The sequence below is a fragment of the Streptomyces sp. NBC_01224 genome (assembly GCF_036002945.1).
Classification (GTDB): Bacteria; Actinomycetota; Actinomycetes; order Streptomycetales; family Streptomycetaceae; genus Streptomyces.
The window spans coordinates 3,369,468-3,395,098 of record NZ_CP108529.1 but is presented as its reverse complement, the minus strand read 5'-3'; the positions used below and the strand labels follow the sequence as shown (position 1 = coordinate 3,395,098).

At 69.8% G+C, this 25,631-nt stretch carries 24 protein-coding genes; 13 read left to right on the top strand and 11 right to left on the bottom strand.

From position 1 onward, the window contains the following. Position 1: 1 nt before the first annotated feature. A complete protein-coding gene (locus tag OG609_RS14590) occupies positions 2-1,057 on the bottom strand; it encodes an Lrp/AsnC family transcriptional regulator (protein ID WP_327273213.1) in 1,056 nt (351 codons plus the stop codon). Between the two features lie 85 nt (positions 1,058-1,142). Between OG609_RS14590 and OG609_RS14585 the strand changes: the two genes are divergently transcribed. From OG609_RS14585 to OG609_RS14575, 3 genes are read left to right on the top strand one after another with little or no spacing between them, the layout of a single operon-like run. Further along, complete coding sequence (locus OG609_RS14585; RefSeq protein ID WP_327273212.1) at positions 1,143-2,405, top strand: MFS transporter; 1,263 nt, start codon at positions 1,143-1,145, stop codon at positions 2,403-2,405. Further along, positions 2,402-3,691, top strand: a complete 1,290-nt coding sequence (locus OG609_RS14580) for an amidohydrolase (protein WP_327273211.1) — start codon at positions 2,402-2,404, stop codon at positions 3,689-3,691. Before OG609_RS14585 ends, OG609_RS14580 begins: the two co-directional genes overlap by 4 nt. Before the next feature lie 35 nt (positions 3,692-3,726). After that, positions 3,727-5,391, top strand: a complete 1,665-nt coding sequence (locus OG609_RS14575) for an amidohydrolase (RefSeq protein WP_327273210.1) — start codon at positions 3,727-3,729, stop codon at positions 5,389-5,391. A 68-nt stretch (positions 5,392-5,459) separates the two neighbouring features. Here the strand turns inward: OG609_RS14575 and OG609_RS14570 are convergent, their stop codons facing one another. Next, on the bottom strand, positions 5,460-5,843 hold the full coding sequence (locus OG609_RS14570; protein WP_327273209.1) for a DUF192 domain-containing protein: 384 nt from the start codon (positions 5,841-5,843) through the stop codon (positions 5,460-5,462). Between the two features lie 112 nt (positions 5,844-5,955). Here OG609_RS14570 and OG609_RS14565 point away from each other — a divergent pair, with 112 nt between their 5' ends. The 3 genes from OG609_RS14565 to OG609_RS14555 all read left to right on the top strand — a co-directional run bounded on the left by OG609_RS14565 (position 5,956) and on the right by OG609_RS14555 (position 8,164). Further along, complete coding sequence (locus tag OG609_RS14565; RefSeq protein ID WP_327278049.1) at positions 5,956-6,756, top strand: prepilin peptidase; 801 nt, start codon at positions 5,956-5,958, stop codon at positions 6,754-6,756. A 78-nt stretch (positions 6,757-6,834) separates the two neighbouring features. Further along, a complete protein-coding gene (locus OG609_RS14560) occupies positions 6,835-7,638 on the top strand; it encodes a class I SAM-dependent methyltransferase (protein WP_327273208.1) in 804 nt (267 codons plus the stop codon). A 67-nt stretch (positions 7,639-7,705) separates the two neighbouring features. After that, complete coding sequence (locus OG609_RS14555; protein WP_327273207.1) at positions 7,706-8,164, top strand: hypothetical protein; 459 nt, start codon at positions 7,706-7,708, stop codon at positions 8,162-8,164. 90 nt (positions 8,165-8,254) lie between these two features. On the opposite strand, the gene OG609_RS14550 is transcribed toward OG609_RS14555, so the two are convergent. Beyond that, positions 8,255-9,406, bottom strand: a complete 1,152-nt coding sequence (locus tag OG609_RS14550; protein ID WP_327273206.1) for a winged helix DNA-binding domain-containing protein — start codon at positions 9,404-9,406, stop codon at positions 8,255-8,257. 51 nt (positions 9,407-9,457) lie between these two features. On the opposite strand from OG609_RS14550, the gene OG609_RS14545 reads away from it, so the two are divergent. Next, positions 9,458-9,985 (top strand): hypothetical protein, encoded by a 528-nt coding sequence (locus OG609_RS14545; RefSeq protein WP_327273205.1) that lies wholly within the window; start codon positions 9,458-9,460, stop codon positions 9,983-9,985. A 226-nt stretch (positions 9,986-10,211) separates the two neighbouring features. Here the strand turns inward: OG609_RS14545 and mgrA are convergent, their stop codons facing one another. Further along, positions 10,212-11,252: an L-glyceraldehyde 3-phosphate reductase gene (gene mgrA / locus OG609_RS14540; protein ID WP_327273204.1), complete on the bottom strand. Its 1,041-nt coding sequence runs from the start codon at positions 11,250-11,252 to the stop codon at positions 10,212-10,214. 200 nt (positions 11,253-11,452) lie between these two features. On the opposite strand from mgrA, the gene OG609_RS14535 reads away from it, so the two are divergent. From OG609_RS14535 to OG609_RS14520, 4 genes are all read left to right on the top strand, one after another. Further along, positions 11,453-12,214 carry an isoprenyl transferase gene (locus tag OG609_RS14535; protein WP_327273203.1) on the top strand — a complete coding sequence of 254 codons (762 nt, stop codon included), beginning with the start codon at positions 11,453-11,455 and terminating at the stop codon, positions 12,212-12,214. A gap of 476 nt (positions 12,215-12,690) precedes the next feature. After that, complete coding sequence (locus OG609_RS14530) at positions 12,691-14,013, top strand: PhoH family protein (protein WP_327273202.1); 1,323 nt, start codon at positions 12,691-12,693, stop codon at positions 14,011-14,013. Positions 14,014-14,403: 390 nt separating this feature from the next. After that, on the top strand, positions 14,404-15,111 hold the full coding sequence (locus OG609_RS14525) for a transglycosylase SLT domain-containing protein (protein ID WP_327273201.1): 708 nt from the start codon (positions 14,404-14,406) through the stop codon (positions 15,109-15,111). Between the two features lie 135 nt (positions 15,112-15,246). Then, positions 15,247-16,668, top strand: coding sequence for an AI-2E family transporter (locus tag OG609_RS14520; protein WP_327273200.1), 1,422 nt, complete (start codon positions 15,247-15,249; stop codon positions 16,666-16,668). A gap of 68 nt (positions 16,669-16,736) precedes the next feature. On the opposite strand, the gene OG609_RS14515 is transcribed toward OG609_RS14520, so the two are convergent. After that, complete coding sequence (locus OG609_RS14515; RefSeq protein ID WP_327273199.1) at positions 16,737-17,270, bottom strand: alkyl hydroperoxide reductase; 534 nt, start codon at positions 17,268-17,270, stop codon at positions 16,737-16,739. Between the two features lie 12 nt (positions 17,271-17,282). Next, complete coding sequence (locus OG609_RS14510; protein WP_150487917.1) at positions 17,283-17,837, bottom strand: peroxiredoxin; 555 nt, start codon at positions 17,835-17,837, stop codon at positions 17,283-17,285. 131 nt (positions 17,838-17,968) lie between these two features. Here OG609_RS14510 and OG609_RS14505 point away from each other — a divergent pair, with 131 nt between their 5' ends. After that, positions 17,969-18,928 carry a hydrogen peroxide-inducible genes activator gene (locus OG609_RS14505; RefSeq protein ID WP_327273198.1) on the top strand — a complete coding sequence of 320 codons (960 nt, stop codon included), beginning with the start codon at positions 17,969-17,971 and terminating at the stop codon, positions 18,926-18,928. A gap of 1,156 nt (positions 18,929-20,084) precedes the next feature. Next, positions 20,085-20,576 carry a hypothetical protein gene (locus tag OG609_RS14500; RefSeq protein ID WP_327278048.1) on the top strand — a complete coding sequence of 164 codons (492 nt, stop codon included), beginning with the start codon at positions 20,085-20,087 and terminating at the stop codon, positions 20,574-20,576. Between the two features lie 110 nt (positions 20,577-20,686). Here the strand turns inward: OG609_RS14500 and OG609_RS14495 are convergent, their stop codons facing one another. The 5 genes from OG609_RS14495 to OG609_RS14475 all read right to left on the bottom strand — a co-directional run bounded on the left by OG609_RS14495 (position 20,687) and on the right by OG609_RS14475 (position 25,590). Continuing rightward, the gene (locus OG609_RS14495; protein ID WP_327273197.1) at positions 20,687-23,086 is read right to left on the bottom strand and encodes an ABC transporter permease; all 2,400 of its coding nucleotides are present in this window, start codon (positions 23,084-23,086) and stop codon (positions 20,687-20,689) included. Further along, complete coding sequence (locus OG609_RS14490) at positions 23,083-23,769, bottom strand: ABC transporter ATP-binding protein (protein ID WP_327273196.1); 687 nt, start codon at positions 23,767-23,769, stop codon at positions 23,083-23,085. Before OG609_RS14490 ends, OG609_RS14495 begins: the two co-directional genes overlap by 4 nt. After that, positions 23,766-24,290, bottom strand: a complete 525-nt coding sequence (locus OG609_RS14485) for a PadR family transcriptional regulator (RefSeq protein WP_327273195.1) — start codon at positions 24,288-24,290, stop codon at positions 23,766-23,768. Before OG609_RS14485 ends, OG609_RS14490 begins: the two co-directional genes overlap by 4 nt. 83 nt (positions 24,291-24,373) lie before the next feature. Continuing rightward, positions 24,374-24,622 (bottom strand): hypothetical protein, encoded by a 249-nt coding sequence (locus OG609_RS14480; RefSeq protein ID WP_327273194.1) that lies wholly within the window; start codon positions 24,620-24,622, stop codon positions 24,374-24,376. Further along, positions 24,619-25,590, bottom strand: coding sequence for an SPFH domain-containing protein (locus OG609_RS14475; RefSeq protein ID WP_093896794.1), 972 nt, complete (start codon positions 25,588-25,590; stop codon positions 24,619-24,621). The genes OG609_RS14480 and OG609_RS14475 overlap by 4 nt, the downstream gene beginning before the upstream one ends. Positions 25,591-25,631 lie beyond the last annotated feature (41 nt).

Genomic DNA, 25,631 nt, shown 5'->3' with positions numbered 1-25,631 from the left:
GTCAGGGCCGGGGCGGGTCCAGCGGGACGCGACGCGTCGCGCGGCCCTGGGTGTCCAGGAGCCAGCCCATGCGCTTGGGGGAATGCAGCGCCACCGTGCGGTCCTTGACCTCCAGCGTCGGGAAGCGTTCCGCCAGCAGCATCTCGAACGGGCCGATGGCGTTCAGGCCATGGAGCCAGACGATGACCAGGAGGTTGTGCGGTCCGCTTACGGAGACGCACATACGGACCTGCTCCATGCGGGCCAGCGTGTTTCCGGTGTGTTCGAGGTGGGCGTGCGGGACGGCGGCCCGGTAGATCACCATGGTCGACAGACCGGCGAGGGGGTGGGCGATGTCGCAGCGGAAATTGACGTCGCCGTGGTGGATCAGGCGCTGGAGCCGGCGCCGGGCGGTGTGCTCGCTCATCCCCGTCGCGGCGCCGAGCTCGGTGTAGCCGAGCCGCCCGTTGGCGCCGAGGGCGGTCATCAACGCCCGGTCCTGCGGGGACGGCCTCTCGCGCATGTCCGTGCTGTACGTGGCCTGCCGCGTGGCACGCGGAGCCGGGAGCGTGGCACGCCCCGCCGGGTCCATCGCCCGGATCCGCCAGTCGCCGCCTTCGCCGTAGAGCGTGATCCCGAGCCGGGTACGGGTGGAGCGCAGCCCCGGCAGGCCGCCGATGGTGCGGTGGACCGACTGGCCGAGCGTGGGAAGGTCGGGGGCGGCGACGGACAGGAAGAGATCGAAGTCCCCGGCGGTCTCGTCGATGCTGAAGACCCAGGGCAGTTCGGCCAGGGCGGCACTGACCGCTTCGAGGGAGCTGGGCCGGCAACGCACCTCGACATAGGCGACCGTGGCCGATTTCGGTGCGTCGTAGGCGGTGATCCACGCCAGGCGGTTGGCGCGCAGACGCTCCCAGCGGCGGGCCGCGGTCGTCGCGTCCACGCCGAGCGCCCGGCCGATGCGGGTCCACGGTGCACGGGGCGCGGCCTGGAGCGCGTCGACGAGGGCGAGATCCAGTTCGGAGAACCGTGTGTCGGAATCCGGCGCATCCGGTGAGCCGACGACGCTTTCCTGCATTTTCGGTCCTCCCTCGCGCACAGGCCGGATCGTAAGGGCACTTCCCGGCCGACAGCCAGTATCGGCCACTGGAGAGAGGAGTGCCGTGCCTGCTCTGCGCCCGCGAATCCCGCGCCCCGAGGCCGCGAACCGCACGGTCAGGACCACGGTGGTGCTGCTGTTCGCCGCCTGGCTGGTCGACTACACCGACCGGCTCGTGATCAACCTCGTACTGCCGTCCATCGGTGAGGACTTCGACCTCGACCGGGGACAGCAGGGCCTGATCGTCTCCGCCTTCTTCCTCGCCTACGCTGCCTGCCAGATCCCCGGCGGCATGCTCGCCGACCGCTTCGGCGGCAAGCGGGTCACCTGCTGGGCTCTGCTGGCCTGGTCCCTGTTCACGGCACTGACCGGCTTCGCATGGTCATTCGCCGCTCTGCTGGTGCTGCGCTTCGCCTTCGGAGCCGCCGAAGGCATCTTTCCGCCCGCCGGGACGAAGGTGCTGGTCGAGCGGACCACGCCCGAGGAACGGATGGGTGCCAACGGGCTGATCATGAGCTCGAACGCCCTCGCCGCGGTGGTGACACCGCTCGCCGTCGCACCGCTGATCGGCGTCTTCGGCTGGCGGTCCGCCTTCTTCTCGACGGCGGCGCTCGGTGTCTTCGTCCTGGTGGCGATACGGATGCGGCTGCCGGATCCGCTGCCCCGTGCGGAGCCGGACGCCGGGGCGCAAGATCGCCGGGGCGTCCGTGACCTGCTGCGCATGGGCGTGCTCTGGCGCTTCGCGCTGATGATGTTCGGCTACTGCGTCATCGTGTGGGGCCTCAACACCTGGGTTCCGTCCTATCTCAGCGAAGAGCGCGGTATCTCTCTGACCTCCGCCGGAGCCCTCGTCGCGATTCCGGCACTGGGGGCAGCCGCGGCCACGATCGTCGGCGGCCGTCTGGCAGACCGGTTCGAGGGCCACCACCGGAAGGTGATCGTGCCCGGGATGACGGTGGCCGCGCTCGCGCTGCTCCTGATGGCTTTCTCGGCCTCAATCGTGGGCTTCATCGTCTTCGGGACGCTCGCCATCTTCGCCGCCTCCCTCTGCTACATGCCGATCTTCGCGGTGCCCCTGCGCAGCCTCGCTCCCGAACAAGCCGGAGTGGGCAGCGCGGTGATCGTCTTCGGGGGACAGGTCGCCGGCATGATCGCCCCGCCCGTCATGGGTGTGCTCGCCGACGCCTTCTCCTTCCAGGTCGCCTTCGCCTTCCTCGTGCTGGGCGCGGTCATCGCCGCGGTCATGGCCGTCGCCACCCCTCAGGACACCACGTCCTTCCTCGCTTCCTCCGCACGCCGTACCCCTCTCGCAATGGAGCACTCATGACTGCCTCGGTCACCTCGCTGCTGTCCGGACTCAACGGCGAACTGCCCGGCCTGCGCGACCTGTACAAGGATCTGCACGCCAACCCGGAGCTCTCGTTCCAGGAGTTCCGTACGGCGGGAATCGTCGCGGCCCGGCTGCGGGAGCAGGGCTGGGACGTCACCGAGGGGGTGGGCACAACCGGCGTCGTCGGTGTCCTCACCGCGGGCGACGGCCCGGTGGTACTGCTCCGCGCCGACATGGACGCGCTGCCCGTGAAGGAGGAGACCGGACTTCCGTACGCCTCCACGAGGACCGGGGTGGACGCGGAGGGCAACGAGGTCCCGGTGATGCACGCCTGCGGCCACGACATGCATGTCACCTGTCTGCTCGGCGCCACCGCACTGCTGGCCGCCAACCGGCAGGCCTGGCGCGGCACCGTCGTCGCGGTGTTCCAGCCCGCCGAGGAGATCGGCGGGGCCCCGGCCATGATCGACGACGGCTTCCTGGAGCGCTTCCCGCACGCCGAGGTCTGCCTCGGCCAGCATGTGGGGCCCGTCCCCGCGGGTTTCGTCGCCACCCGGCCCGGTCCGGTGATGGCCGCGTCCGACAGTCTGCGGGTGCGGCTGTTCGGGCGGGGCGGGCACGGGTCGACGCCCGAGGCGACCGTGGATCCCGTCGTGATGGCCGCCGCGATCGTGATGCGGCTGCAGACGGTGGTCTCCCGTGAAGTGGGGGCGGCGCAGCAGGCGGTGGTGACCGTGGGATCGATCCACAGCGGCACCAAGGAGAACATCATCCCGGACACCGCCGACCTCAGGATCAACATCCGCAGCACGACTCCCGCCGTACGGGAACGGGTCCTGGAGGCCGTCAAGCGGATCGTCCGCGCCGAGGCCGCCGCCTCCGGCGCCCCGAAGGAACCCGAGATCACGGACTTCAACGCCTTCCCGGTGACCGTCAACGACCACGAGGCCACCGCCACCGTCCAGGCCGCGCTCATCCGGGCCCTGGGAGAGGGGCGTGTCTTCACCCTGCCCCACACACTCACCGGCAGCGAGGACTTCGGCGTCTTCGGCACCGCGCTCCAAGTGCCCTCGGTCTTCTGGTACTTCGGCGGCGCCGACCTGGCCGCGTTCAAGGACATCGACCCCGACGCCCTGCTGGAGAACGGAATTCCGCCCGAGATCCCCGGCAACCACTCACCGCTGTTCGCACCGGCCATCGACCCGACCGTCGAAGTCGGCGTGACATCGCTGCTGGCGGCTGCCGCGCAGTGGCTGACGGCCGGCGCCGACACCACCCGATAGCCGCCGCGCACGACAGAACGACGGAGGAGAGAACCATGAAGCAAGACCCCGAACTGATCTTCGTCGGCGGTCCGGTCCTCACCATGGACCCCGAACACCCCCGGGCCGAGGCCCTCGCCGCACGGGCGGGCGTGATCACCGCTGTCGGCGGCAGGGACGAGGTACTGGCCCTGCGCGGCCCCGGCACCCAGGTCGTGGACCTGGCGGGGCAGGCGCTCATGCCGGGATTCGTCGAGGCCCACGGCCACCCGACGACGATGGCCCTGGCCATCGCCCCGCCCGCGGTGGACGTGCGCCCGTTCACCGTGCCGACCGGCGAGGCCGTCCACGCCCGGATACGGGAGGCCGTGGCCGCGGCGCCCGGCGAGCCCGTGGCCGTGTACGGGATCGATCTGCTGCTCCAGCGCGACCTTCCGCTCCCCACCCGGGAGTTGCTCGACGAGCTGTGCCCGGACGCCCCGCTCGTGGTGTTCACCGCCAGCGGTCACGCCGCGTACGCAAACACCGCCGCCCTGCGCGCCGCGCGGATCACCCGGGACACCCCCGACCCGGCCGGGGCCCGCTTCGTCCGCGACGCCGACGGCGAACCCACCGGTGAGGCCCAGGAGGGCGCCGCCGTCGAGGCGTTCATGTGGGTCGTGGCAGGCGACCGGCTCCAGCCCGCGAAGCTCGCCGCCGCACTGGAATGGTCGTACGCCGAGCACGCCCGGGTCGGCATCACCACCGCCGCCGACCTGGCGACCGAGCCGGGCCTGCTCGCCGCTCTGCGGGCCGCCGCCGCACACCCCCGGGCGGCCCTGCGCGTCCGCTCGTATCTCATCGGCACCCCCGAACTGGCCGCCGACCCCGAACGGCGCTTTTCCGGACATGCCCCGGCCGCCGAGCTGTTCGGCATCTCCGGCATGAAACTGTGGGCCGAGGGCACCGCATGGCAGGGCACCATCGCCACCAGCTTCCCGTTCCAGGACAACGAAGCCACCCGCCGCATCGGCCTGGACCCCTGCGCCCACGCACCCATGAACTACAGCCCCGATCAACTCGCCGAACTGGCCGCCGCGTTCACCGCCCAGGGCTACCCGATGGCCTGCCACGTCCACGGCGACGTCACCTTCGACGCCGTGCTCGACGCATACGCCGAGGCAGGCGCCGGCGACCCGGAGCGGCTGCGGGCCATGCGTCCGCGCATGGAGCACTGCGGCGCGGTCACCCCCGACCAGTACCGCCGCGCCGCCGCCATGGGCGCCACCGTCAGCCTCTTCATGGACCACATCCGCTGGTGGGGCGACGTCCTCGCGGACGATCTGTTCACCCCTCGGATCGCCGAGCGGTGGATGGCCGTGCGCTCGGCCTGGGACGCCGGACACCGCGTCTCCCTGCACAACGACGGCATGTGCTCACCCACCGACCCGCTCGCCTCCGTCGCCACCGCCCTCACCCGCCGCACCCCGGCCAGCGGCCGCGTCCACGGCACCACCGAGCGCCTGACCATCGACGAGGCGCTGCGCGCGGTGACCACCAACCCGGCGTGGCAACTGCACCTGGAGGATGAGATCGGCATGCTGCGCCCCGGGATGCGGGCCGACCTGGCGGTTCTGACCCAGGACCCGTACGCCGTGCCCGCCGAGCGCTACGAACGGTTCCAGGAGGAGGTCGCCGTCTCGGCCACCTACCTCGGCGGCCGCCCCACCTGGACGGCGTGAACGAGGTGTCGTACGTGTGAGAGCGGCCCGGCTGCCCGGTACGTGAGGGCAGCCCGGCCGCCCACGCCTCAGCCCCGGCTCTCCTCGGTCTGGACGATCCGCACCCGCGCACCCGGCCGCAGTCCCCACTTCTCCATCGCCCCGGCCTCCGACTCGATCACATGACGGGCCCGCAGCCGCGGCATCCCGAGCCGGCCCGGTTTCATCGTGTGGACGGCGACCACGTTGAACTTCCGGTCCAGGTACGCCACATCGATGGTGAACCGCATCCGGAAGGTGTGCACACTCCCGCACGGGGTGATCAGCAGGGCGCCGTCGATCCCGTTCTGCCCGAGCAGCCCGCGGCTCCTGGTCCGGTAGGTGGCCGCGATCCGCAGCGGTATCTCCGGCTCCTGCCCTCCCTGTGGATCGGTGACCGTCAACGTCCCATTCCCATTGCGCCATTGAGCCATGGCCAAGACGGTAGCGTCCGGTGACGGCCGCTGGGTCCACAACGGTGCGCAGTGGGCCCCAGGGCCCATGACCTGTGCCCGGCGCCCGCTTAGGGTCGGCTCCGTGTACGCCATGCTGACAGTGCTCGCCGCACTCTGGGGCGCAGCGGCCGGACTGCTGGTCCCGCGCGCCGCCTACCGGTTCTCCGTCGAACCGGAGGACGCCTGGCGGGACACCTGCCCCGCGGGCCACGCCCTGACCGGTGCCGCCCGCGGCTGGCTCGGCTCCACCCGGTGCGCCATGTGCGCGGCGGCGGTGCCGGTCCCCGCCGCTCCGGGCGCCGAGCCGGGAGACCGGGGCGGCGAGGAAGACACCGGGCAGCCCGTGGCGCGCTACGCCCCCGGGGTCCTCGTCCCCGTCGTCACCGCGCTCGCCTGCGCCGCGCTCGCAGCGGCCACCGGACCCCGGCCCGAGCTCGCCGTCTGGCTGCTGCTGGCCCCCGTCGGCGTACTCCTCGCGACCATCGACCGCCGCGTCCACCGCCTGCCCGACCGGCTGACCCTGCCCGCCGCGGGGGCGGTCGCCGTACTTCTGGGCGTTGCGGCGCTCCTCCCGGAGCACGGCGGAGCCTGGCTGTCCGCCCTGCTCGGCGGTGCGGCCCTCGGCGCCTTCTACTTCCTGCTCTTCCTCATCAACCCGAACGGAATGGGCTTCGGAGACGTCAAGCTCGCCCTGTCGCTGGGCGTGGCCCTCGGCTGGTACGGCTGGGCCGTGGTGTTCGCCGGGGGCTTCGCCGGGTTTCTGCTCGGTGCGGTGTACGGGTTCGGGCTGATGGTCCTGAAGCGGGCCGGGCGCAAGACCGGCATCCCGTTCGGACCTTTCATGATCACGGGTGCGCTGCTGGGCATACTGCTCGGCGGACTGGCTTCCTGACCGCTGCTCGGGCTGCCGGCCGCACGCCCCGCTGTATTGAGGTCGCGCGGGCCACCGCCCGGCTGACACCATTCCCGTATGCCCGGAACACCCGCAGAAGCAGCGGAACACGCACGGTTCGACGCCCTCGTCGCGGAGGCCGCCGCAGTCTCCGTCGACGGCTGGGACTTCTCCTGGCTCGACGGCCGGGCCACCGAACAGCGCCCCTCCTGGGGCTACGCCCGCGCCATGGCGGACCGGATGGGACGGGCCAGGGCCGCGCTCGACATCCAGACCGGCGGCGGCGAGGTCCTCGCCTCCGTGCCGAGGCTGCCGCCGCTCACCGTCGCCACCGAGTCCTGGCCGCCGAACATCGCCCGCGCCACCGCACTCCTGCACCCGCTCGGTGCGGCCGTGGTCGCCGATGCGGACGAGCCGCCGCTGCCGTTCGGCGACAACGCCTTCGACCTGGTGGTCAGCCGGCATCCGGTGACCACCTGGTGGGCGGAGATCGCGCGGGTGCTGACCCCCGGGGGCACGTACTTCTCGCAGCAGGTCGGCCCGGCGAGCGTCTTCGAACTCGTCGAGTACTTCCTCGGCCCGCAGCCGTCCGAGGTGCGCGGCGCCCGTGACCCGGAGAAGGCACGGGCCGAAGCCGAGGCGGCCGGGCTCGAAGTCGTCGATCTGCGGATGGAGACGCTGCGTACCGAATTCTTCGACATCGGCGCCGTCGTGTACTTCCTGCGGAAAGTGATCTGGATGGTGCCGGGCTTCACCGTCGAGGAGTACCGGCCGAAACTGGCCGCGCTGCACCACCGGATCGAGGCCGAGGGGCCGTTCGTGGCCCACACCACCCGATTCCTGATCGAGGCCCGCAAGACCGAGGACGGCAAACCGGAGTAGGCCGTACCCCCTGCTTTCGCCCGGAGGATGCGACCCTGGACGGTGAGCGCATGGGAGGGAACCGGCCATGAGGGTGGGGAACGAAGGGGAAGCACCGCGTGGCCCGCGGCAGGGGAACGCCGACTGGCTCAGAGGCGCACGGATCGTCGGAGTGCTCGGCGTCTTCTACCGGCCGGAGGGGCGGATGGGGGAGCCGGAAGCCGTTGAATTCCTGCTGGCCGACGGCCAGTCGGTGCTCCTGACCTGCGCCTCCGACTGGACTCTGCATGTCGGCCCCGGTGCCTGGCCGAGGCTGCCCGACTGGTGCGTACCGCCGGGACAGTGGGAGTTCGCCGCCGTGTCGAACCTGCCGCAGCCGCCCGACGGCGGCTGGACCGTCACCTGCACCGAGGAGCGCAGGGACGAGAAGGGCGAGGTGCACGAGGCCGTCATCCGGTGCGAGGGCGGACGCTTCGTGGTCATCGGCGGTGACACCGTGTCGATCCGCTTCACCCGCGGCCACCGGGGCGCACCGGCAAAGGGCTGACTTCCGGCCGTCCGGTGCTTGAGGACAGGACGGCGACCGGACGGGCCCGGCGAGCCATTGATGTCACCGCACCAGCCGCGCCGGCAGGCGCTACGCGTGCGCCCCCACCGTCACCTTTCCGACCGTCAGTTCCGGCTTGCCCTCAAGCACTTCGCCGACCCGCGCCACCTGCTCCTCCAGCCCCTGCAACTGCCCGGCCGTGAGCGGTGACAGCGGCTCCACCGTCACAGCGATCCGCCGGCCCGACCGGCGCTGGTGCCACACCCCGGCCACGGTCCCGTCGATCAGCAGCACCGGGAAGTTCCCCGCCTGGCCACCCGCCAGCGCACGGGTGTACGCCACGCCGGGGAAGAGCTTCTCGCGCGGCTGGGACGCGATGAGATACGCGTCGAAGTAGGGGAGCAGCCGCACCCCGCGCACCGGCTCCACCGGAAACGCGGTGTCGCCCGCCACCAGCCAGGCCGGCTCCCCCTCGTACGCCACCTCCTCGATCTCCCCGCGCGCGGCCATCCCCGTGAACAGCTCCGCCGCCCAACGCTGCGGCGCCGCGAGCCACTTGGCGAAGTGCTGGGGCGTGGCCGGACCGTACGCGTACAGATAGCGGCGTACGAGACGGGCGAGCGCCTCCGGACCGTCGAGCGGGACGGCGTCCGGGCGGGTGTAGGTGACCTTGCGGCCGCGACCGGGCGCGAAGCACAACGCGCCGCGGTGACCCGCCAGATGCATCACCTGCCGCCAGCGCGGCCACATGTCCTGGAACGCGGGCATCACCCGGTCCCCGGCCCATGCCCCGGCACGTTCCACCACCGCATCCGAGAGCTCGTCGACGGTCAGCTCGGCCCCGGTCAGCGCGTCCGCGATCGCGGCGAGCACGGCCTCGGTCTGCTCCGGCGGCATCCGGACATCCGCGGGCAACGGATTGCGTCCGGCCGGTACGGCGGACAACGCGCCGGTCCACATGGGCAGTTCGGTCATCGGCAACAGATGGATGGTGCCGCGCGGCCCGTGCGTCTTGACCAGGGTGCGCTCGGTCCACAGCGCCTCGCGCACATCGGTGCGGGTCGCGCCCGTCGTCCGCAGCCCGACGGAGAGCTCGGCGGCCGACAGCACCTGGGCGTGCGCGGCGGGCAGCGCGCCGACCGCATCGGCCGGGGTGAGGTGCACCGGGGCGGCGAGCCCCTGGCGTTCCATCCGGCGCGCGTTCGCCCCGGTCCAGGTCACGGTCGCGGTTCGTGTCGTCATGATGCGGAATCTAGCGGCCCATCAGGTCAGGGACTGTCCCATATTCGGCCCATGACCTCTGCGAGACGTACAGCCAAGGTCCTCGCCACCGCGTCGGTGCTCCTCCTGACGCCCGCCCTCGCCGGCTGCGGCACGGAGCGGGCCGGGGACGCGGGACCCGGTGCGGGGTACAGCCCTCCGGCCGTGGGCGCCTCCCCCTACGTCGAACCGGGCGCCGGCGACGGCGCGCCGCACTATCGGGAGAACCACGCCTTCCAGTCCACCGCCGGGCTGTCCCCGGACGACCGGGCCAAGGGTGCTGCCGAAGTGAAGAAGGTCGAGGCGGGCCTGGCCGGCATCGCGGAGGGCCGCAAGACCACCGAGCCCCAGCTCCATGAGGCACTCGCCGGTCTGGGATACGGCCCCGAGACCATCTCCACCGGCACCTTCGGCCCCCACCGCAACACGTTCATCATCGACCTCGGCCCGATCTGTGTGGAGGGGGCCCTGGACGGCATGGTCAACGGGCTCGTCAAGGCCGAGGCCCACGGCCGCTACCTCGAAGGAACCGGCTGCGAAAAGCCGGTCGGCGGCCACTGAGACCCCACCGGATGCCGTGCTCGCACCGGAGTCCGGCGAATTCGGAGAGTAATTGTGGAGTGGCGTGGCACGCAGCATCACTTACGAAGGGTTATGGTGGAAACCCCCCCCTCGGGCCGGTCCGTATCCCCCCCCACGGACCGGCCCGTTTTTTATGGGCCCGCTGTGCGCACCGCGTGGCGGCGGCGTGCCGACTGCCTATCGGCTCCGCGAAGGCCGCCCCCGGTCAGCTCCGTCCGGCCCAGATGTTGGTGCCCGCGGTGTCCACGGCGAAGGTGTCGATCTCCTTCAACTCCTCGGCGGAAAGCGGCGCCCCGGCAAGCGCCGCGACGTTCTCCTCCAGCTGCTTCACGCTCGAAGCGCCGATCAGCGCCGACGTCATACGGCTGTCCCGCAGCACCCAGTCGAGTGCCAGCTGGGCGAGTGACTGCCCGCGCCGCTGGGCGATGCCGTTCAGCCCGTTCAGCCGGCGCAGCACCTCGTCGGAGAGCAGGCCCGGGTCCAGGGACTTGCCCTGGGTGGCGCGCGAGCCCTCCGGGATGCCCGTCAGGTACTTGTTCGTGAGCAGGCCCTGGGCGAGCGGCACGAAGGAGATGCAGCCCATGCCGGCCGTCTCCAGGGTGTCGAGCAGCCCGTCGTCCTCGATCCAGCGGTTGATCATCGAGTAGGACGGCTGGTGGATCAGTGCCGGTACACCCATCTCCCTGAGCAGCCGGGCCGCCTCGGCGGTCTGCTCCGCGTTGTACGAGGACACACCCACGTACAGCGCCTTGCCCTGCTGTACGGCGGAGGCCAGCGCCCCCATCGTCTCCTCCAGCGGAGTGTCCGGGTCGAAGCGGTGGGAGTAGAAGATGTCGACGTAGTCGAGCCCCATCCTCTTCAGCGAGGCGTCGAGCGACGACAGCAGGTACTTACGGGAGCCCCACTCGCCGTACGGGCCGGGGTGCATGTCGTAGCCGGCCTTGGTGGAGATGATCAGCTCGTCCCGGTACGGGGCGAAGTCCTGCCGGAACATCTTGCCGAAATTGAGCTCGGCGGAGCCGGGCGGCGGCCCGTAGTTGTTGGCCAGATCGAAGTGGGTCACCCCGAGATCGAAGGCGCGGCGCAGGATCGCCCGCTGGGAGTCGAGTGTGCGGTCGTCGCCGAAGTTGTGCCAGAGGCCGAGGGAGATGGCCGGAAGCTTGAGACCGCTGCGGCCGGTGCGGCGGTATTCCATGGAGTCGTAGCGCGAACCGGCGGCTCGGTAGAAGAGGGGAGAATCAGTCACGTTTCTCTCCTTATCACGGACTTGTGACAGGCCGGGTTGGGCCGGTGCGCCGCCTGCGCAGTAATGTGGCGGCTTCGGGGACTGCCACGGCACGGCGGGGCGATGGACTCTGCGGAGTAGTGCGGCGATCCCCAGGGGGACGACCCCGGACCCCGGGCAATGGGGCGGGCGGGCCCGCACAGAACCGAGAGGTGAACTCAGTGAACTTGCGCGACCTGGTGTACGGGCTCTACGCGCGCCGGGTGGAGGCCCGCCTCGACCACACCCAGGTGCCCAAGCACATCGGCGTCATCCTCGACGGCAACCGGCGCTGGGCGAAGGCGTCCGGCGGTACGGCCGCGCAGGGGCACCAGGCCGGCGCGGACAAGATCCAGGAGCTGCTCGGCTGGTGCAGTGAGACCGATGTGGAAGTCGTCACACTCTGGCTGCTGTCCACGGACAACTTCGACCGGCCCGAATCCGAGCTGACGCCGCTCCTCGGCATCATCGAGAACACCGTGCGCGACCTCGCGGCGGACGGGCGCTGGCGGGTCCACCACGTCGGCACGCTCGATCTGCTGCCCGCCCACACCCAGACCGTGCTCAAGGAGGCCGAGCAGGCCACGGCCGGCATCGACGGGATACTGGTCAATGTCGCCGTCGGCTACGGCGGGCGCCAGGAGATCGCGGACGCGGTCCGCTCGCTGCTGCTGGACCACTCCGCCAAGGGGACGTCCTTCGAGGACCTGGCGGAGATCGTCTCCACCGACCTGATCTCCGAACACCTCTACACCCGGGGCCAGCCCGACCCGGACCTGGTGATCCGCACCAGCGGCGAGCAGCGGCTGTCCGGTTTCATGCTCTGGCAGAGCGCGCACTCCGAGTACTACTTCTGTGAGGTCTTCTGGCCGGCGTTCCGCCGCGTCGACTTCCTGCGGGCCCTGCGCGACTACGCAGCCCGCCACCGCCGCTACGGCGGCTGACACCGCCGTTTTACGGGGATCCCGTCCCCCGGAGAGGGCACGTCCCCGGCGGCACCGGTTCCCGTCGGCGATCACCTGACGGGCTTGAGCGGTGCCGTGCACCGTTTCGCTTTCCGGCCCGTCCGGCGTTCGAGGACAGAGCCATTCGGGTGGTGTGCCCGAACCCACAGGCCCGGGCCACTACTCCCGTCTCACCGCCCGCCCGAGAGCGGCATGGCTTCGCGTGTTCGAGGGAATACCCCTGACAGGTCGATGTCCGGTCACAAACCAGGCGGACGTCGTGTCCAAGTGAGCGGCATGGAGTCCGCTCGCCCGGGAGGCCTCTTGCACACGAAGGACCGTACATACAGTGCGGCCGACGCGGAGGGCCGGCGCTCGGCCCGTGCATCGGGGCCGCAGCCCGGTTCGTCCTCTCCCATTGGGATGCTCCGCGACGCCGTCGCACCCCAACCTCGTCCGAGGGGGTACGTCCTTCCGTGGTGACCAGCACAAAGCGCCGCATGTCCGACAGGCGCACCTATGTTCTCGACACCAGCGTCCTGCTGGCCGATCCGAACGCCATGGCCCGGTTCGACGAGCACGAAGTCGTGCTCCCGATCGTCGTGGTCACGGAACTGGAGGCCAAACGGCACCACCCGGAGCTGGGGTACTTCGCCCGGCAGGCCCTGCGCCTGCTGGACGACTTCCGGACCCGGTACGGCCGGCTGGATGCCCCGATCCCGCTCGGGGATCTGGGCGGGACGCTGCGCGTCGAACTCAACCATTCCGACCCCGGCGTGCTGCCCGCCGGCTACCGGTTGGGGGACAACGACTCACGGATCCTCGCGGTCGCGCGCAACCTCCAGGCCGAGGGGTACGACGTCACGGTCGTCTCCAAGGACCTGCCGCTGCGTATCAAGGCGTCCTCGGTCGGCCTCCTCGCCGAGGAGTACCGCGCCGAACTCGCCATCACCGACTCCGGCTGGACGGGGATGTCGGAACTGCCCCTCGCCGCCGAGCAGGTGGATCTGCTCTACGGGGAGGAGACGCTGTACGTACCCGAAGCCGCCGAACTGCCCGTGCACACCGGACTGGTCCTCCAGTCCGAGCGCGGCAAGGCGCTCGGCCGGGTCACCGCCGAGGGAAATGTGCGCCTGGTGCGTGGCGACCGGGAGGTCTTCGGCATACACGGCCGCAGCGCCGAGCAGCGCATCGCGCTCGATCTGCTCCTCGACCAGGACGTCGGCATCGTGTCGCTGGGCGGCAGGGCCGGTACCGGCAAGTCGGCGCTGGCGCTCTGCGCGGGTCTCGAAGCCGTCCTGGAGCGCAGGCAGCACCAGAAGGTGATGGTCTTCCGCCCGTTGTACGCGGTCGGCGGGCAGGAACTGGGCTATCTCCCCGGCACCGAGGCCGAGAAGATGAGTCCCTGGGCGCAGGCCGTCTTCGACACGCTCTCGGCGGTCGCCGGACGCGAGGTGATCGAGGAGGTGCTGGGGCGCGGCATGCTGGAGATCCTGCCGCTCACCCACATCCGGGGCCGCTCGCTCCACGACGCCTTCGTGATCGTCGACGAGGCACAGTCCCTCGAACGGAACGTACTGCTGACCGTGTTGTCCCGGATCGGGGCGAATTCCCGGGTGGTGCTCACGCATGACGTGGCCCAGCGGGACAACCTCAGGGTCGGCCGGTACGACGGAGTCGTCGCCGTGGTCGAGAAGCTGAAGGGCCATCCGCTCTTCGCGCATGTCACGCTCACCCGCTCCGAGCGTTCGCGGATCGCCGCGCTGGTGACCGAAATGCTGGAGGAAGGCCAGATCTGATACGGGATACGACAGTTGGTGCCGCCCGGCGAGCGAAGCAGCTTAGCCGGGCGGCACTGTGCTGCGGTGGCATTTGCGTAAAACACTTGCTCCAAACGAGGTGTGAGCTTTCACACGCAACGGAGAATTGCCTACCGGCGTGCCGTTCCGGCAGAGTCTTGCTTCCGTCAGGCCCCGCATACGGCACACCCGCACCTCCAGAGGTGCCACGCACCACACAACTCAACAATCGCCGTCCGTATGCCGCCCGCGAGCACCACGCGGCACTCCCCCAGGGGAGTTGCCCACCGGGCCCGTGCCTCCCGTGACCCAAGCAGTAGGGAGGCCAGTGCCAGGGGCACGATTGCGTCCGCGAGGTCACCTAAGCGGGCGATGCTGGAAGGACACCGTGTGAGCCGGATCTCGGTCCGGGGGTTCGCCGTGGCGTCAGCCACTGCGGTCACCACCGTCGGCGCCGTCGTAGGCGTTGCCTCGGGCAGCACTCCCGCTGCCGACGACAACAACTTCGAGGCGACCGCAGCCGACACGACGCTTCTCGCCGACATCCCTGCGGGCCAGCAGGCCCAGGTGCAGACCGCCTCGCTGACTCAGCAGGCCGACGCCCAGGCATCCGCGGCCGACGCGTCGGCGAAGAAGTCCGTGGAGGAAGCGGCCCGTATCCAGGCTGCCAAGGACGCCAAGTCGAAGAAGCAGGCGGCCGAGGACAAGCTGGAGAAGGAGCGCCAGGACAAGAAGGACGCGGCCGAGCGCGCCAGCCGTTCCGAGATCCGCAGCGCCTCCACGTTCGCGCAGCAGGGCTCGTACACCGTGGCCGAAATCAAGGCGATCGCGCGGCAGATCGTTCCCGCCGACCAGTTCCAGTGCTTCAGCAACATCGTGAACGTCGAGTCGAGCTGGAACTACCGGGCGAGCAACCCGTCTTCCGGTGCCTACGGCCTCGTCCAGGCGCTGCCGGGCTCGAAGATGGTATCCGCCGGAGCCGACTGGCAGACCAACCCGGCCACGCAGATCAAGTGGGGCCTCAGCTACATGAACGGCGCCAAGTACGGCAGCCCGTGCGGTGCCTGGGCCTTCTGGCAGGCCAACCACTGGTACTAGAACCTTCCGAGGTTCCGGTCTCAACCTCTCGAAGCCCCTCGCCGTCCTACGGTGAGGGGCTTCGCGCGTGTACGGTCGTTCCGGCCGGTTCGGCGGGGGAGCGGTGGGGAGAGAAAACGGGGGAAAGGGACGATCATGTCGAAGCTTCCGGGGTGGCTCGGCCGTCTGGGCGCCGAACTCACCGAACTGGGCGAGCGGCTGGAACAGCGCAGGGCCGAGGCCGAGGGGGTCGAGGGCGAAGGGGGCGAGGCCGCGCCGATCGAGCCGCCGGAGACCGCCGCTGCCGCACCCTCTGCCGTGCCTGCCGGAGCCGTACCGGCCGAGGCGGGCCGGCGTGGTGCCGCGGCCGACCGCGTACCGCCGCCTCCCGCGTACGCCCCCTCCGTGGCGGCCCGGCCCGATCCGGTCGCGGCGATCCCCTGGGGAATGCGCGTCGCGGCCGAGGCGTCCTGGCGGCTGCTCGTCCTGGCGGGCACGCTCTATGTGCTGATGAAGGTCATCAGCGCCGTACAGCTGGTGGTTCTGGCCTTCGTCGCCGCGCTGCTCGTCACCGCGATGCTGCAGCCGACCGTCGCCCGGCTGAGGCGGTACGGTCTGCCGCGCGGACTGGCCACCGCGGTCACGGCGATCCTGGGCTTCGTCATCATCGGGCTGGTCGGCTGGTTCGTGGTCTGGCAGGTCATGGACAACATCGACACTCTCTCCGACAAGGTGCGGACGGGTATCGAAGACCTGAAGAACTGGCTGCTCGACAGCCCCTTCCATGTCACCGAGCAGCAGATCAACGACGTCGCGAAGAACCTCAGCGACACCATCGGCACCAACACCGAACAGATCACCTCCGCCGGGCTGCAGGGCGTCACCGTGATGGTGGAGGTCCTCACCGGGATGCTGCTGGCCATGTTCTCGACGCTCTTCCTCCTGTACGACGGGAAGCGCATCTGGCACTGGGTGCTGAAGCTGGTGCCCGCACAGGCCCGGCCGGGTGTCGCGGGCGCCGGGCCGCGCGCCTGGCGGACCCTGACCGCCTACGTGCGGGGCACGGTCCTGGTGGCGCTGATCGACGCGATCTTCATCGGTCTCGGGATCTGGTTCCTCAAGGTGCCGATGGCGGTGCCGCTCGCCGTCTTCATCTTTCTCTTCGCCTTCATCCCGCTGGTCGGCGCGGTGATCTCCGGAGCGCTCGCGGTGGTCGTCGCGCTGGTCACCGAGGGCGTGTTCACCGCGCTCATGGTGCTGCTCGTGGTGCTCGCCGTGCAGCAGATCGAGGGCCATGTGCTGCAGCCGTTCATCCTGGGACGCGCGGTGCGGGTGCATCCCCTCGCCGTCGTCCTCTCGGTCGCCACGGGGGGCATGGTCGCCGGCATCGGCGGAGCGGTCGTCGCGGTGCCGTTGGTCGCGGTCACCAATACGGTGGTCGGCTATCTGCGGTCGTACGGACAGGAGGAAGCCCTGCGGCACGCGCCGTCCCCGCGCGGGGCGACCGCGATCGACGTCGCCCCCACGCCCGCGCCGGGATCGCCGCCCGAGGACAGCGGCGGCACGAAAACCAAGTGAACAGAAGAAGGGCCCCGTGGACGGTCGGTCGTCCTCGGGGCCCTTCTCGTACAAGGGTACTGCTGGTCCTACTCGGCGAGCACGGCCTCGGCATCGAGGGTCACGCCGACCGCCTGGATCACCGAGGCAATCTTGACGGCTTCCTGAATGGTCTCACGATCCACGCCGGCCTTGCGCAGCACCTGCTCGTGGGAGTCCAGGCACTGGCCGCAGCCGTTGATCGCGGAGACGGCGAGCGACCACAGTTCGAAGTCGATCTTCTCCACGCCGGGCTTGCCGATGACGTTCATCCGCAGGCCCGCACGGAGCGTCCCGTACTCGGGGTCCGACAGCAGGTGCCGGGTCCGGTAGAAGACGTTGTTCATCGCCATGATGGCGGCGGCCGACTTCGCTGCGGTGTACGCCTCCGCGGAGAGGTTGGCCTTCGCCTCCGGCTCCAGCTCGCGCAGCACCTTCGGCGAGCGCGAGGCGATCGCACAGGCGAGGACGGTGCCCCACAGCTGCTGCTGCGGGAGGTCGCTGTTCCCGATGACCGAACCGAGGTTCAGCTTCAGGTCCTTGGCGAAGTCCGGAACCGCGGCCTTCAGTTCGTCGAGTGCCATGTCGCTGTCAGCTCACTCGCCCGAGAGGAGCGCGACCGGGTCGAGGGTGTTCTCGCCCTTGGTCCAGTTGCAGGGGCACAGCTCGTCGGTCTGCAGGGCGTCCAGGACCCGCAGGACCTCCTTGGGGTTACGGCCCACGGAACCGGCGGTCACCATCGTGAACTGGATCTCGTTGTTCTGGTCGACGATGAAGACGGCGCGCTGGGCGAAGCCGTCCTCGCCCTCGATGCCGAGGTCACGCATGAGCTCGTGCTTCGAGTCGGCCATCATCGGGAAGGGCAGGTCGGTCAGGTCCGGGTGGTCCTTGCGCCAGGCGTGGTGCACGAACTCGGAGTCACCGGAGAAGCCGAGGACCTGGGCGTCACGGTCGGCGAACTCGTCGTTCAGCTTGCCGAAGGCGGCGATCTCGGTGGGGCACACGAAGGTGAAGTCCTTCGGCCACGCGAAGACGATCTTCCACTTGCCCTCGTAGGTCTTGTGGTTGATCTGCTCGAACTCCTTGCCGCTCTCCAGCGAGACACAAGCAGTCAGGTCGAACTCGGGGAACTTGTCACCGACAGTGAGCACGCGCTCTCCTTGTAGCGTAGGAATTCCCTTTTGCGGGAGTTCCTGAGGGTTGGACGATCTCCACCTTGGCACAGAGTGCATTGATCGCGGAAATAGCTACACTCGGTCGTGATGATCGGAGGTGCCTATCAGTGGCGCAGGGTAATCAGGGCAATCGGACCAAACAGCCCAGTCTGTCGCAGCTGCGCGCCTTCGCGGCCGTCGCCGAATATCTGCACTTCAGGGACGCCGCGGCAGCAATCGGGATGAGTCAGCCGGCACTGTCCGGAGCCGTGTCGGCGCTGGAGGAGGCACTGGGTGTCCAGCTCATCGAGCGTACGACGCGCAAGGTACTGCTCTCGCCGGCCGGGGAGCGGCTCGCGGTCCGGGCCCGGGTGGTGCTGGAAGCCGTGGGTCAGCTGATGGAGGAGGCCGAGGCGGTCCGGGCGCCGTTCACCGGAGTGCTCAGGCTCGGAGTGATCCCGACCGTCGCCCCGTACCTGCTGCCGACGGTGCTGCGGCTGGTCCATGAGCGCTACCCGGAGCTCGACCTCCAGGTGCACGAGGAGCAGACCTCCTCGCTGCTGGAGGGGCTGGCCGCGGGAAGGCTGGACCTGCTGCTGCTCGCCGTGCCGCTCGGGGTGCCCGGAGTGGCCGAACTTCCCCTCTTCGACGAGGACTTCGTGCTGGTGATGGAGCAGGACCACTGGCTGGGCGGGCGCACCGACATTCCGCGCGAGGCCCTGCGCGAGCTGCCGCTGCTGCTCCTCGACGAGGGGCACTGCCTGCGCGACCAGGCGCTCGACATCTGCAGGGAGGCGGGGCGTACGGAGGGTGCGCCGGTCACCACGACCGCGGCCGGGCTCTCCACGCTGGTGCAGCTGGTCGCCGGCGGGCTCGGGGTGACGCTGCTGCCGCGTACCGCGGTGACAGTCGAGACCGGCCGCAACGAGGCGCTGGCCACCGGGTATTTCGCGGAACCCGCACCGTCGCGACGGGTGGCGCTGGGGATGCGGACGGGGGCGGCGCGGCGCGAGGAGTTCGAGGAGTTCGCGGCGGCGCTGCGGGAGGCGATGCGGGGGCTGCCGGTACGGGTGGCGGGCGGGCCTTAACCCTTGGGGCGAGTCAGGCGCGGGGTGCCGCCTCTGAATGGACCGTGTCCTCGCGGCTCGTCGCTCCGTGCATGACGGTCTCCGACCGGTCCGCGCGGGAGGTCACTTGTATCCGTTGCCACGCTTTCGAAGGTCTTCCGCCCGGGTGGCCGGACGAGGGTCGATCGAGCCCGAGCGGGGATGTGCCCCCGTGAGTAGCGGCACAGTGCCGGGAAGCCTCGGGGAGCCGTGGTGGTCGTCCCGGACGGTGTGTAATCGGCAATACTTCAAGCCAATTTACCTATACAGAACCTCCTAGGTGTGGATATATCAGGCTGGAATTCGAGTGACTGTTCGTCACTTAACGTACTGAACAATAAGATCTGCAACTGCAACCTCAAATGAGCGCGACGGACTCATGGGGGAGCCTGCCCAGATGGCATCCGGGGTACTGGGGGAGAGGGGCCAGGAGTGGCGTGGGATGAATGGGAACAACTCAAAGCCGATGCGGCGCAGCGCCACACTACGCATATGGAGATCAACAGCCTCCAAGGCGAAGGCGGATATGCGACGTCGACCGGGGGTGGCGCAGGCAGGCTCAAGCACAAAGGCGGACCGTGGACCGAGGCAGCCGGTACAGCCGATGACCTGCAGACCACTACGAGCACGTGCAGAGTGGAGCTCCGCTCTGCTCACGAGGGTATCGGCGGAGGGCTCGAAGGGCTGGCCAGCCTTGGCTCGCTGAAGACCGTGCTCAACTCTTGGGAAGAGCGCCTCCCGTGTCGAGGCTACCCAGTATGAAGGATCTTGTCGGCCCAGGGATCTTGGGGGAAGCCGCAATGGGAAGTAACGATCTCTGGTTCGGTACGGACCCGACGAGTAAGGAGTTCGGGGCCACGAGAATGGAGAGTGGCGACGGCCCACTCCCGTTCTGGCTGTCGGGCCAAGGCCCAACTCCCGCGCATTCTGGTTATTTCGACGAGGACAGGAACCCTTCAGCGGCAGACAACATCGCTCGTATCGTCGGCGGACGTTCAGACTCGATCACTACAGAGGCCCCGCGGTGAAGTACGTTTCCAATCGCATTGCCGTCCTTGTGCTTGCCATGACTTTCGTAGCTGGCTGCGGGAGCGGCAGCAATAATTCCCCTGCTTCCCAAAGGACTTCCAGCGTGAATATGCAGCAGGCTGCAGACAAGGCTGACATCCTCATCGGCGACACACTGTCCTCCGTGGACCCTCCTCTGGAGTGGACGCACGATCTATCCGATAGTGGAATGTGCACTGGCGCCCCGGAACTCGGCGATGTCACGCGCCGTGCTGTGGTCATGACTCAGGTTTCCGAGGGACGCAAAGGTTCGCTTCTCGGAATCATTGAGCGGGCATGGGAGAAGTCGGGCTACACAATCACCAAGGTCAACCCCGATAAGCAGTTCCCTGCCATCTTTGCCGATGCCGGTGACGGTGTATTGAGGATGGGGTTGACCGTCGGGTACAAGGGGCAGTTCTTCCTGGAGGTTCAAACGGCTTGCGTGGACAAGTCGAAGGTGGCGCAGCCCTCCACTCCGGGGAAGGGCACTGACTACCGCGGGAAGGAAGTGCCCACTCCCAACGTGCACTCCGACTTCTGGTCGTCCGACAAGCCGGTCGCTTCTGGTTCTCCGAGCTGAGGCCGACGGTACTGCCTTCGGCAAGTCCGGTACGAGCGCCGACCAGCGCCGGCTCAAGGCGAGGGGGCGCGGCTCCTGAGGAACCGCGCCCCCTCGCCGCCTCGCACAGGTCACTCCGTGCGCAGGCCCTCCGGCCGCATCATGCGCCACAGCGAGGGCAGGGACACCAGCGTGACCAGCAGGATCAGTGCCGCACCCGCGCCGGTCATCGGCAGGAACAGCCACCAGTCGGTGATCTTCTTGTCGAGCATGGTGATCAGTGCCGCGCCCAGGCCGAGCCCGCCCGCCACGGCGACCGTCAGCCCGATGACCACGGGTACGGCGGTCTGCCAGAGCACCGACCAGGCGAGGGTGGAGCGCCGGGTGCCGAAGGCGACCAGGACCGACAGCAGGCGCTTGCGTTCGCGCAGCTGCTCCAGCTGGGAGACCAGCATCGCGGCGGCGATCAGCAGCAGCGTCGCGGTCGCGCCGACCTGGAGGCCGCGCTGCACACTGGCGTACTTCTCGTCTCGGGTCTTCGACGTGAGGGACGCGACCCGCATCGCGGGGTCGATCCGGGCCGCCGTGTTCCGTACGTACTCCGCGGCGTCCTCGACGCTCTCGTCGATCCGGATCTGCGTCTGGGTCGTCGCGCCCGGCAGCTTGCTCGGGTCGAGTGCGCCGATGGTGGCCATGATGCCCCAGGAGTCCTCGCCCAGCGGATCGTGGCGGGCCTGGACCGTCCGGGAGCCGGCGGGCAGGGTCCACCGCATCGGCTTCTGGCCGTAGCCCAAGCCGATCAGGACCTCCTTGCCCTTGCGGGCCGTCGCATCGACCCAGTCGGACATCTCCTTGTCGTTCCTGGGGTGGGCCACGAAGGTGTCGCCGTCCGTGCAGGAGCCGATCCGGGCGAGTTCGCGCAGGGTCGCGCAGTCGCCGACGATGAGACTGGTGGTCGGCTGGACGTCGGACTTCGTGTACTTGCCGGGCCGGGTGGCGTACGTCTCGACCTTCCCGATGACGGCGTCCACGCCCTTGGTGGCCTTGAACTCCTCGATGGTCCGGGTGGCCGCCCCGGGTTCGACCTTCTCGGAGTACGTGTAGAACTGGGCCCGCGACGGGTCCTGTCCGGTCACCCTGCTGAACTCGTCGCCCACCGCGGCGAACAGCATCTGCAGCGCCACCGCTCCCGCGACCGCGACCGTGATGCCGCTGACCGCGCGGGAGGCGGCCCCGCTGCTCAGCTGGAGCCTGCGGGTGGCGAGCTGCCAGGGCACCGGGCCGCCGTGCAGCCGGTTCACGCACGCCTCGACCAGCCAGGGCAGCAGCAGCGCGAGCCCGACCAGGACCAGCACGGCACCGCCCGCGATCGGGTACGGGTTGACCGGGGTGAACTCGTCGACCTTGCCCGTCAGCCCGAGCACCGCCAGGCCCGCGACCGGCATCGGCAGCCGCCACCAGAGACGGCGTCCGCGGTTGCCGCCGCCCCGTACGACGCCGAGCGGTTCGATCACCACCGAGCGCATCGCGACCAGCGTGACCAGCACCGCCGCCACCGGGACGGATACGACGACCAGCGCCGTCAGCGCGGGGTCGGGCACCAGGTCGGGCGGGAAGACGCTGACGTTCCACACCTCGATGTGACCGACGAATCGGCGTCCCACCAGGAAGAGCACCGCCCCGGTCAGCACGCCGAGGAGCGCCCCGAACAGGGCCTCGCCGGCCGCGATCCGACGGGTCATCCGGATGTCCGTACCGACCAGCCGCAGCGCGGCGAGCCGGCGGTCGCGGCGGTCGCCGCCGAACCGCACCGCCGTCGCGATGAAGATCGCGACCGGCGCCAGCAGCACGACGCAGATCATGATGATCAGCACGATGAGGATCGGCGACATGGGCTCGGGCGGGCCCGGGTCGCCATAACCGGCGATCCGGTGACCGCCGTTGGCGGCGGTCAGGGTGTCGCTGCCCATGTAGAAGAGCAGCTCGCCCGGGGCGATCACGCCCGCGTCGCCGATCGTGCCGGTGATCCGGTTCGACAGCCGCTCCCTGAGCAGGCTGCCTTCGGGGGAGGCCAGCAGTTCCTTCAGGGCGGGGGAGACCACCATCTCGTCCGCGCCGGGGAAGCGTCCGACGCCCGGCGGGACGACCGGATGAGTACCGTCCGCACGCATCAGATAGCCCCCGATGGTACGGCCGCGGTACTCGGTCTCCGCGTTGATCCGCAGCACCGACGTATCGGACTTCTTGGCCTGGCCGTCGGGTGAATCCGAGATCTTGGTCTCGGAGCGGGCCTGGTCGCGCGCGGAGCGCTGGTCGAGCATGTGCGGTACGGACGCGGCGACGAGCAGCAGCGTCACGCCGAGGCCGACACCGACGGCGGTCAGCAGCGTGCGGATCCAGCCCTCGCGCCCGCCGGAGGAGGCGAAGCGGACGCCGAGGGCGAGGTCGCGCAGCAGGGCGGTGAAGCCGGTGGGCCCGGTGGGGCGGGGCGCTGCCTCGGCCGGGGCGTTCTTGTGGTCGAGCAGGGTCACAGCGCGTGCTCCAGGTCGCGGGCCCGGCCGTCGCGCACGGTGACGTCGCGGTCGGAGTACGCGGCGACCCGGGCCTCGTGAGTCACCAGGACCACGGCGACGTTGGTCGACCGGGCCGCCTCGGTGAGCAGCTCCATGACCCGTTCGCCGTTGAGGGAGTCCAGGGCGCCGGTCGGCTCGTCGGCGAAGATCACCTTGGGCGATGCGGCCAGCGCGCGGGCCACGGCGACGCGCTGGCCCTGGCCGCCGGAGACCTCGCCGGGGCGTTTGGCGGCGACGGTGTCGACCTCCAGGCGCTCCAGCCAGTGGCGGGCGGTGGCTTCGGCGGCCTTGCGCTTCGTGCCGCTCAGCCGGAGCGGCAGGGCGACGTTCTCCACGCACGTCAGCTCCGGGACGAGCTGGCCGAACTGGAAGACGAAGCCGAACTCGGTGCGGCGCAGGGCGCTGCGTTCGGCGTCCGACATCGCGGAGAGCTCGCGGCCCGCGTAGGTGATCGTGCCCTTGTCGGGGGTGACGATTCCGGCGAGGCAGTGCAGCAGGGTCGACTTGCCGGAGCCGGACGGGCCCATCACGGCGACGACCTCGCCCGGGTGGATGGAGAACGAGGCACCGTCGAGCGCGGGCGTCGATCCGTACGACTTGTACAGGCTGTCGGCACTGAGCAGGGATCCGGTGGGGGTCATGCGCCCACCTCCGCGGCGAGTCGGTCCAGCCGGGCGGCGGTCAGTTCCAGCCAGCGCAGATCGGCTTCGAGGTGGAAGAGCGCGTGGTCGCAGATCAGCTGATCGGCAAGGTCGCCCTTGCGCTTGCGGTCGGTGAGGATGCGCATGAGGCGCAGGTGTTCGGCGCGCTGGGTGTCCAGCAGGGCCTCGGCGCTGCGGCCGGTGAGCAGGGCCAGGACGACCTTGGTGTACAGCGTCGACTGGAGGTACGGCTCGGGCTTCTCCGGCTGCGCGAGCCAGGAGCTGACATCGGTGATCCCGGCCTCGGTGATGGCGTACCGCTTGCGCTCGGGGCCGCCGCTGCTCTCGACGCCGTCGACCTCGACGAGGCCGTTCTTCAGGAGCCGGGACATGGTCGAGTAGACCTGGCCGTAATGCAGGGGGCGGTCGTGGCCGAACTTCTCGTCGAACGTGCGCTTGAGGTCGTAGCCGTGACGGGGGCCGGACTCCAGGAGTCCGAGCAGGGTGTGGCCGATTGACATGCCGAGCACTGTACACGGCGTGTATACCCCTGGTGTATACCGGGGTTCCGCTCCCGGAACCCCGGCTTCCGGAACCTCGGAGTTCAGGTGCCGGGCGGGCCCGGAGCATCCTTCGGGGGTCGCCCCCGCCGGGGGATCGGCCGTGCTGTGCCTGGCAGGCGGCCCGCCTCCGCCAGCGCCCTGCGCAGCAGGAACTCGATCTGGGCGTTCGCGCTGCGCAGTTCGTCCGAGGCCCAGCGGGCCAGCGCGTCATGCACCGCGGGATCCAGCCGCAGCAGCATCTGCTTGCGCTGCGGCGGGGTCCTGCGGGCCGGCGGGGTCTGTTCGGTCACTGGTAAAGAGTGCCCGTGTTCAGGACCGGCTGGGCCGCGCGGTCACCGCACAGCACCACCATCAGATTGCTGACCATGGCCGCCTTCCGCTCCGAGTCCAGCTCGACGATGTCCTGCTCGGCTATCCGGGTCAGCGCCATCTCGACCATGCCGACCGCACCCTCGACGATCTGCTGCCGGGCCGCGACCACCGCGCCGGCCTGCTGACGCTGAAGCATTGCGGAGGCGATCTCGGGGGCGTACGCGAGGTGGCTGAAGCGAGATTCGATGATCCGCACGCCGGCGGCCTGCACCCGGGCGGTGAGCTCCACGGCCAGCTTCTCGGTGATCTCCTCCGCGTTGCCGCGAAGGGAGAGGCCACCCTCCTCATGGGCGTCGTACGGGTACTCGATCGCGATGTGGCGGACGGCCGCCTCGGTCTGGGTGGCGACGAATTCCAGGAAGTCGTCGACCTCGAAGAGCGCCTGCGCGGTGTCCTCGACCTTCCAGACGACGATCGCGGCGAGCTCGATCGGGTTGCCGTAGGCGTCGTTGACCTTCAGGACCGCGGTCTCGTGATTGCGGACCCGCGTGGAGATCTTCCGGCTGCTGGTGAGCGGGTTGATCCAGCGCAGCCCGTCGGTACGGATCGTGCCGACGTACCGGCCGAAGAGCTGGATCACCCGCGCCTCGCCCGGTGCGACCATCTTCACACCCGTCATGCAGAAGAACGAGGCGATGACGAGCAGGACCCCGAGGATCAGGACCGGGACGCCCGCGCCGTTGTTCCCGTTCGAGCCGACGACGCCGCCGACGATGGCGAGACCGATGCCGGCGATCACTCCGATCACGGTCAGCAGCAGGCCGAGGCCGCCGGGAATGCTGTGCGCCGTCACCTCCCTCACCTGCGGTTCGGGCATCTCAGGGGCGTCGGGCGTGAGATCGGCGGCCAGGGTGGCCACGGCGTGCGGATCGTGTGGGTCGGACATGGGATCCCCCGTTTCGAAAGACCTGCATGGTGCTAGCAATG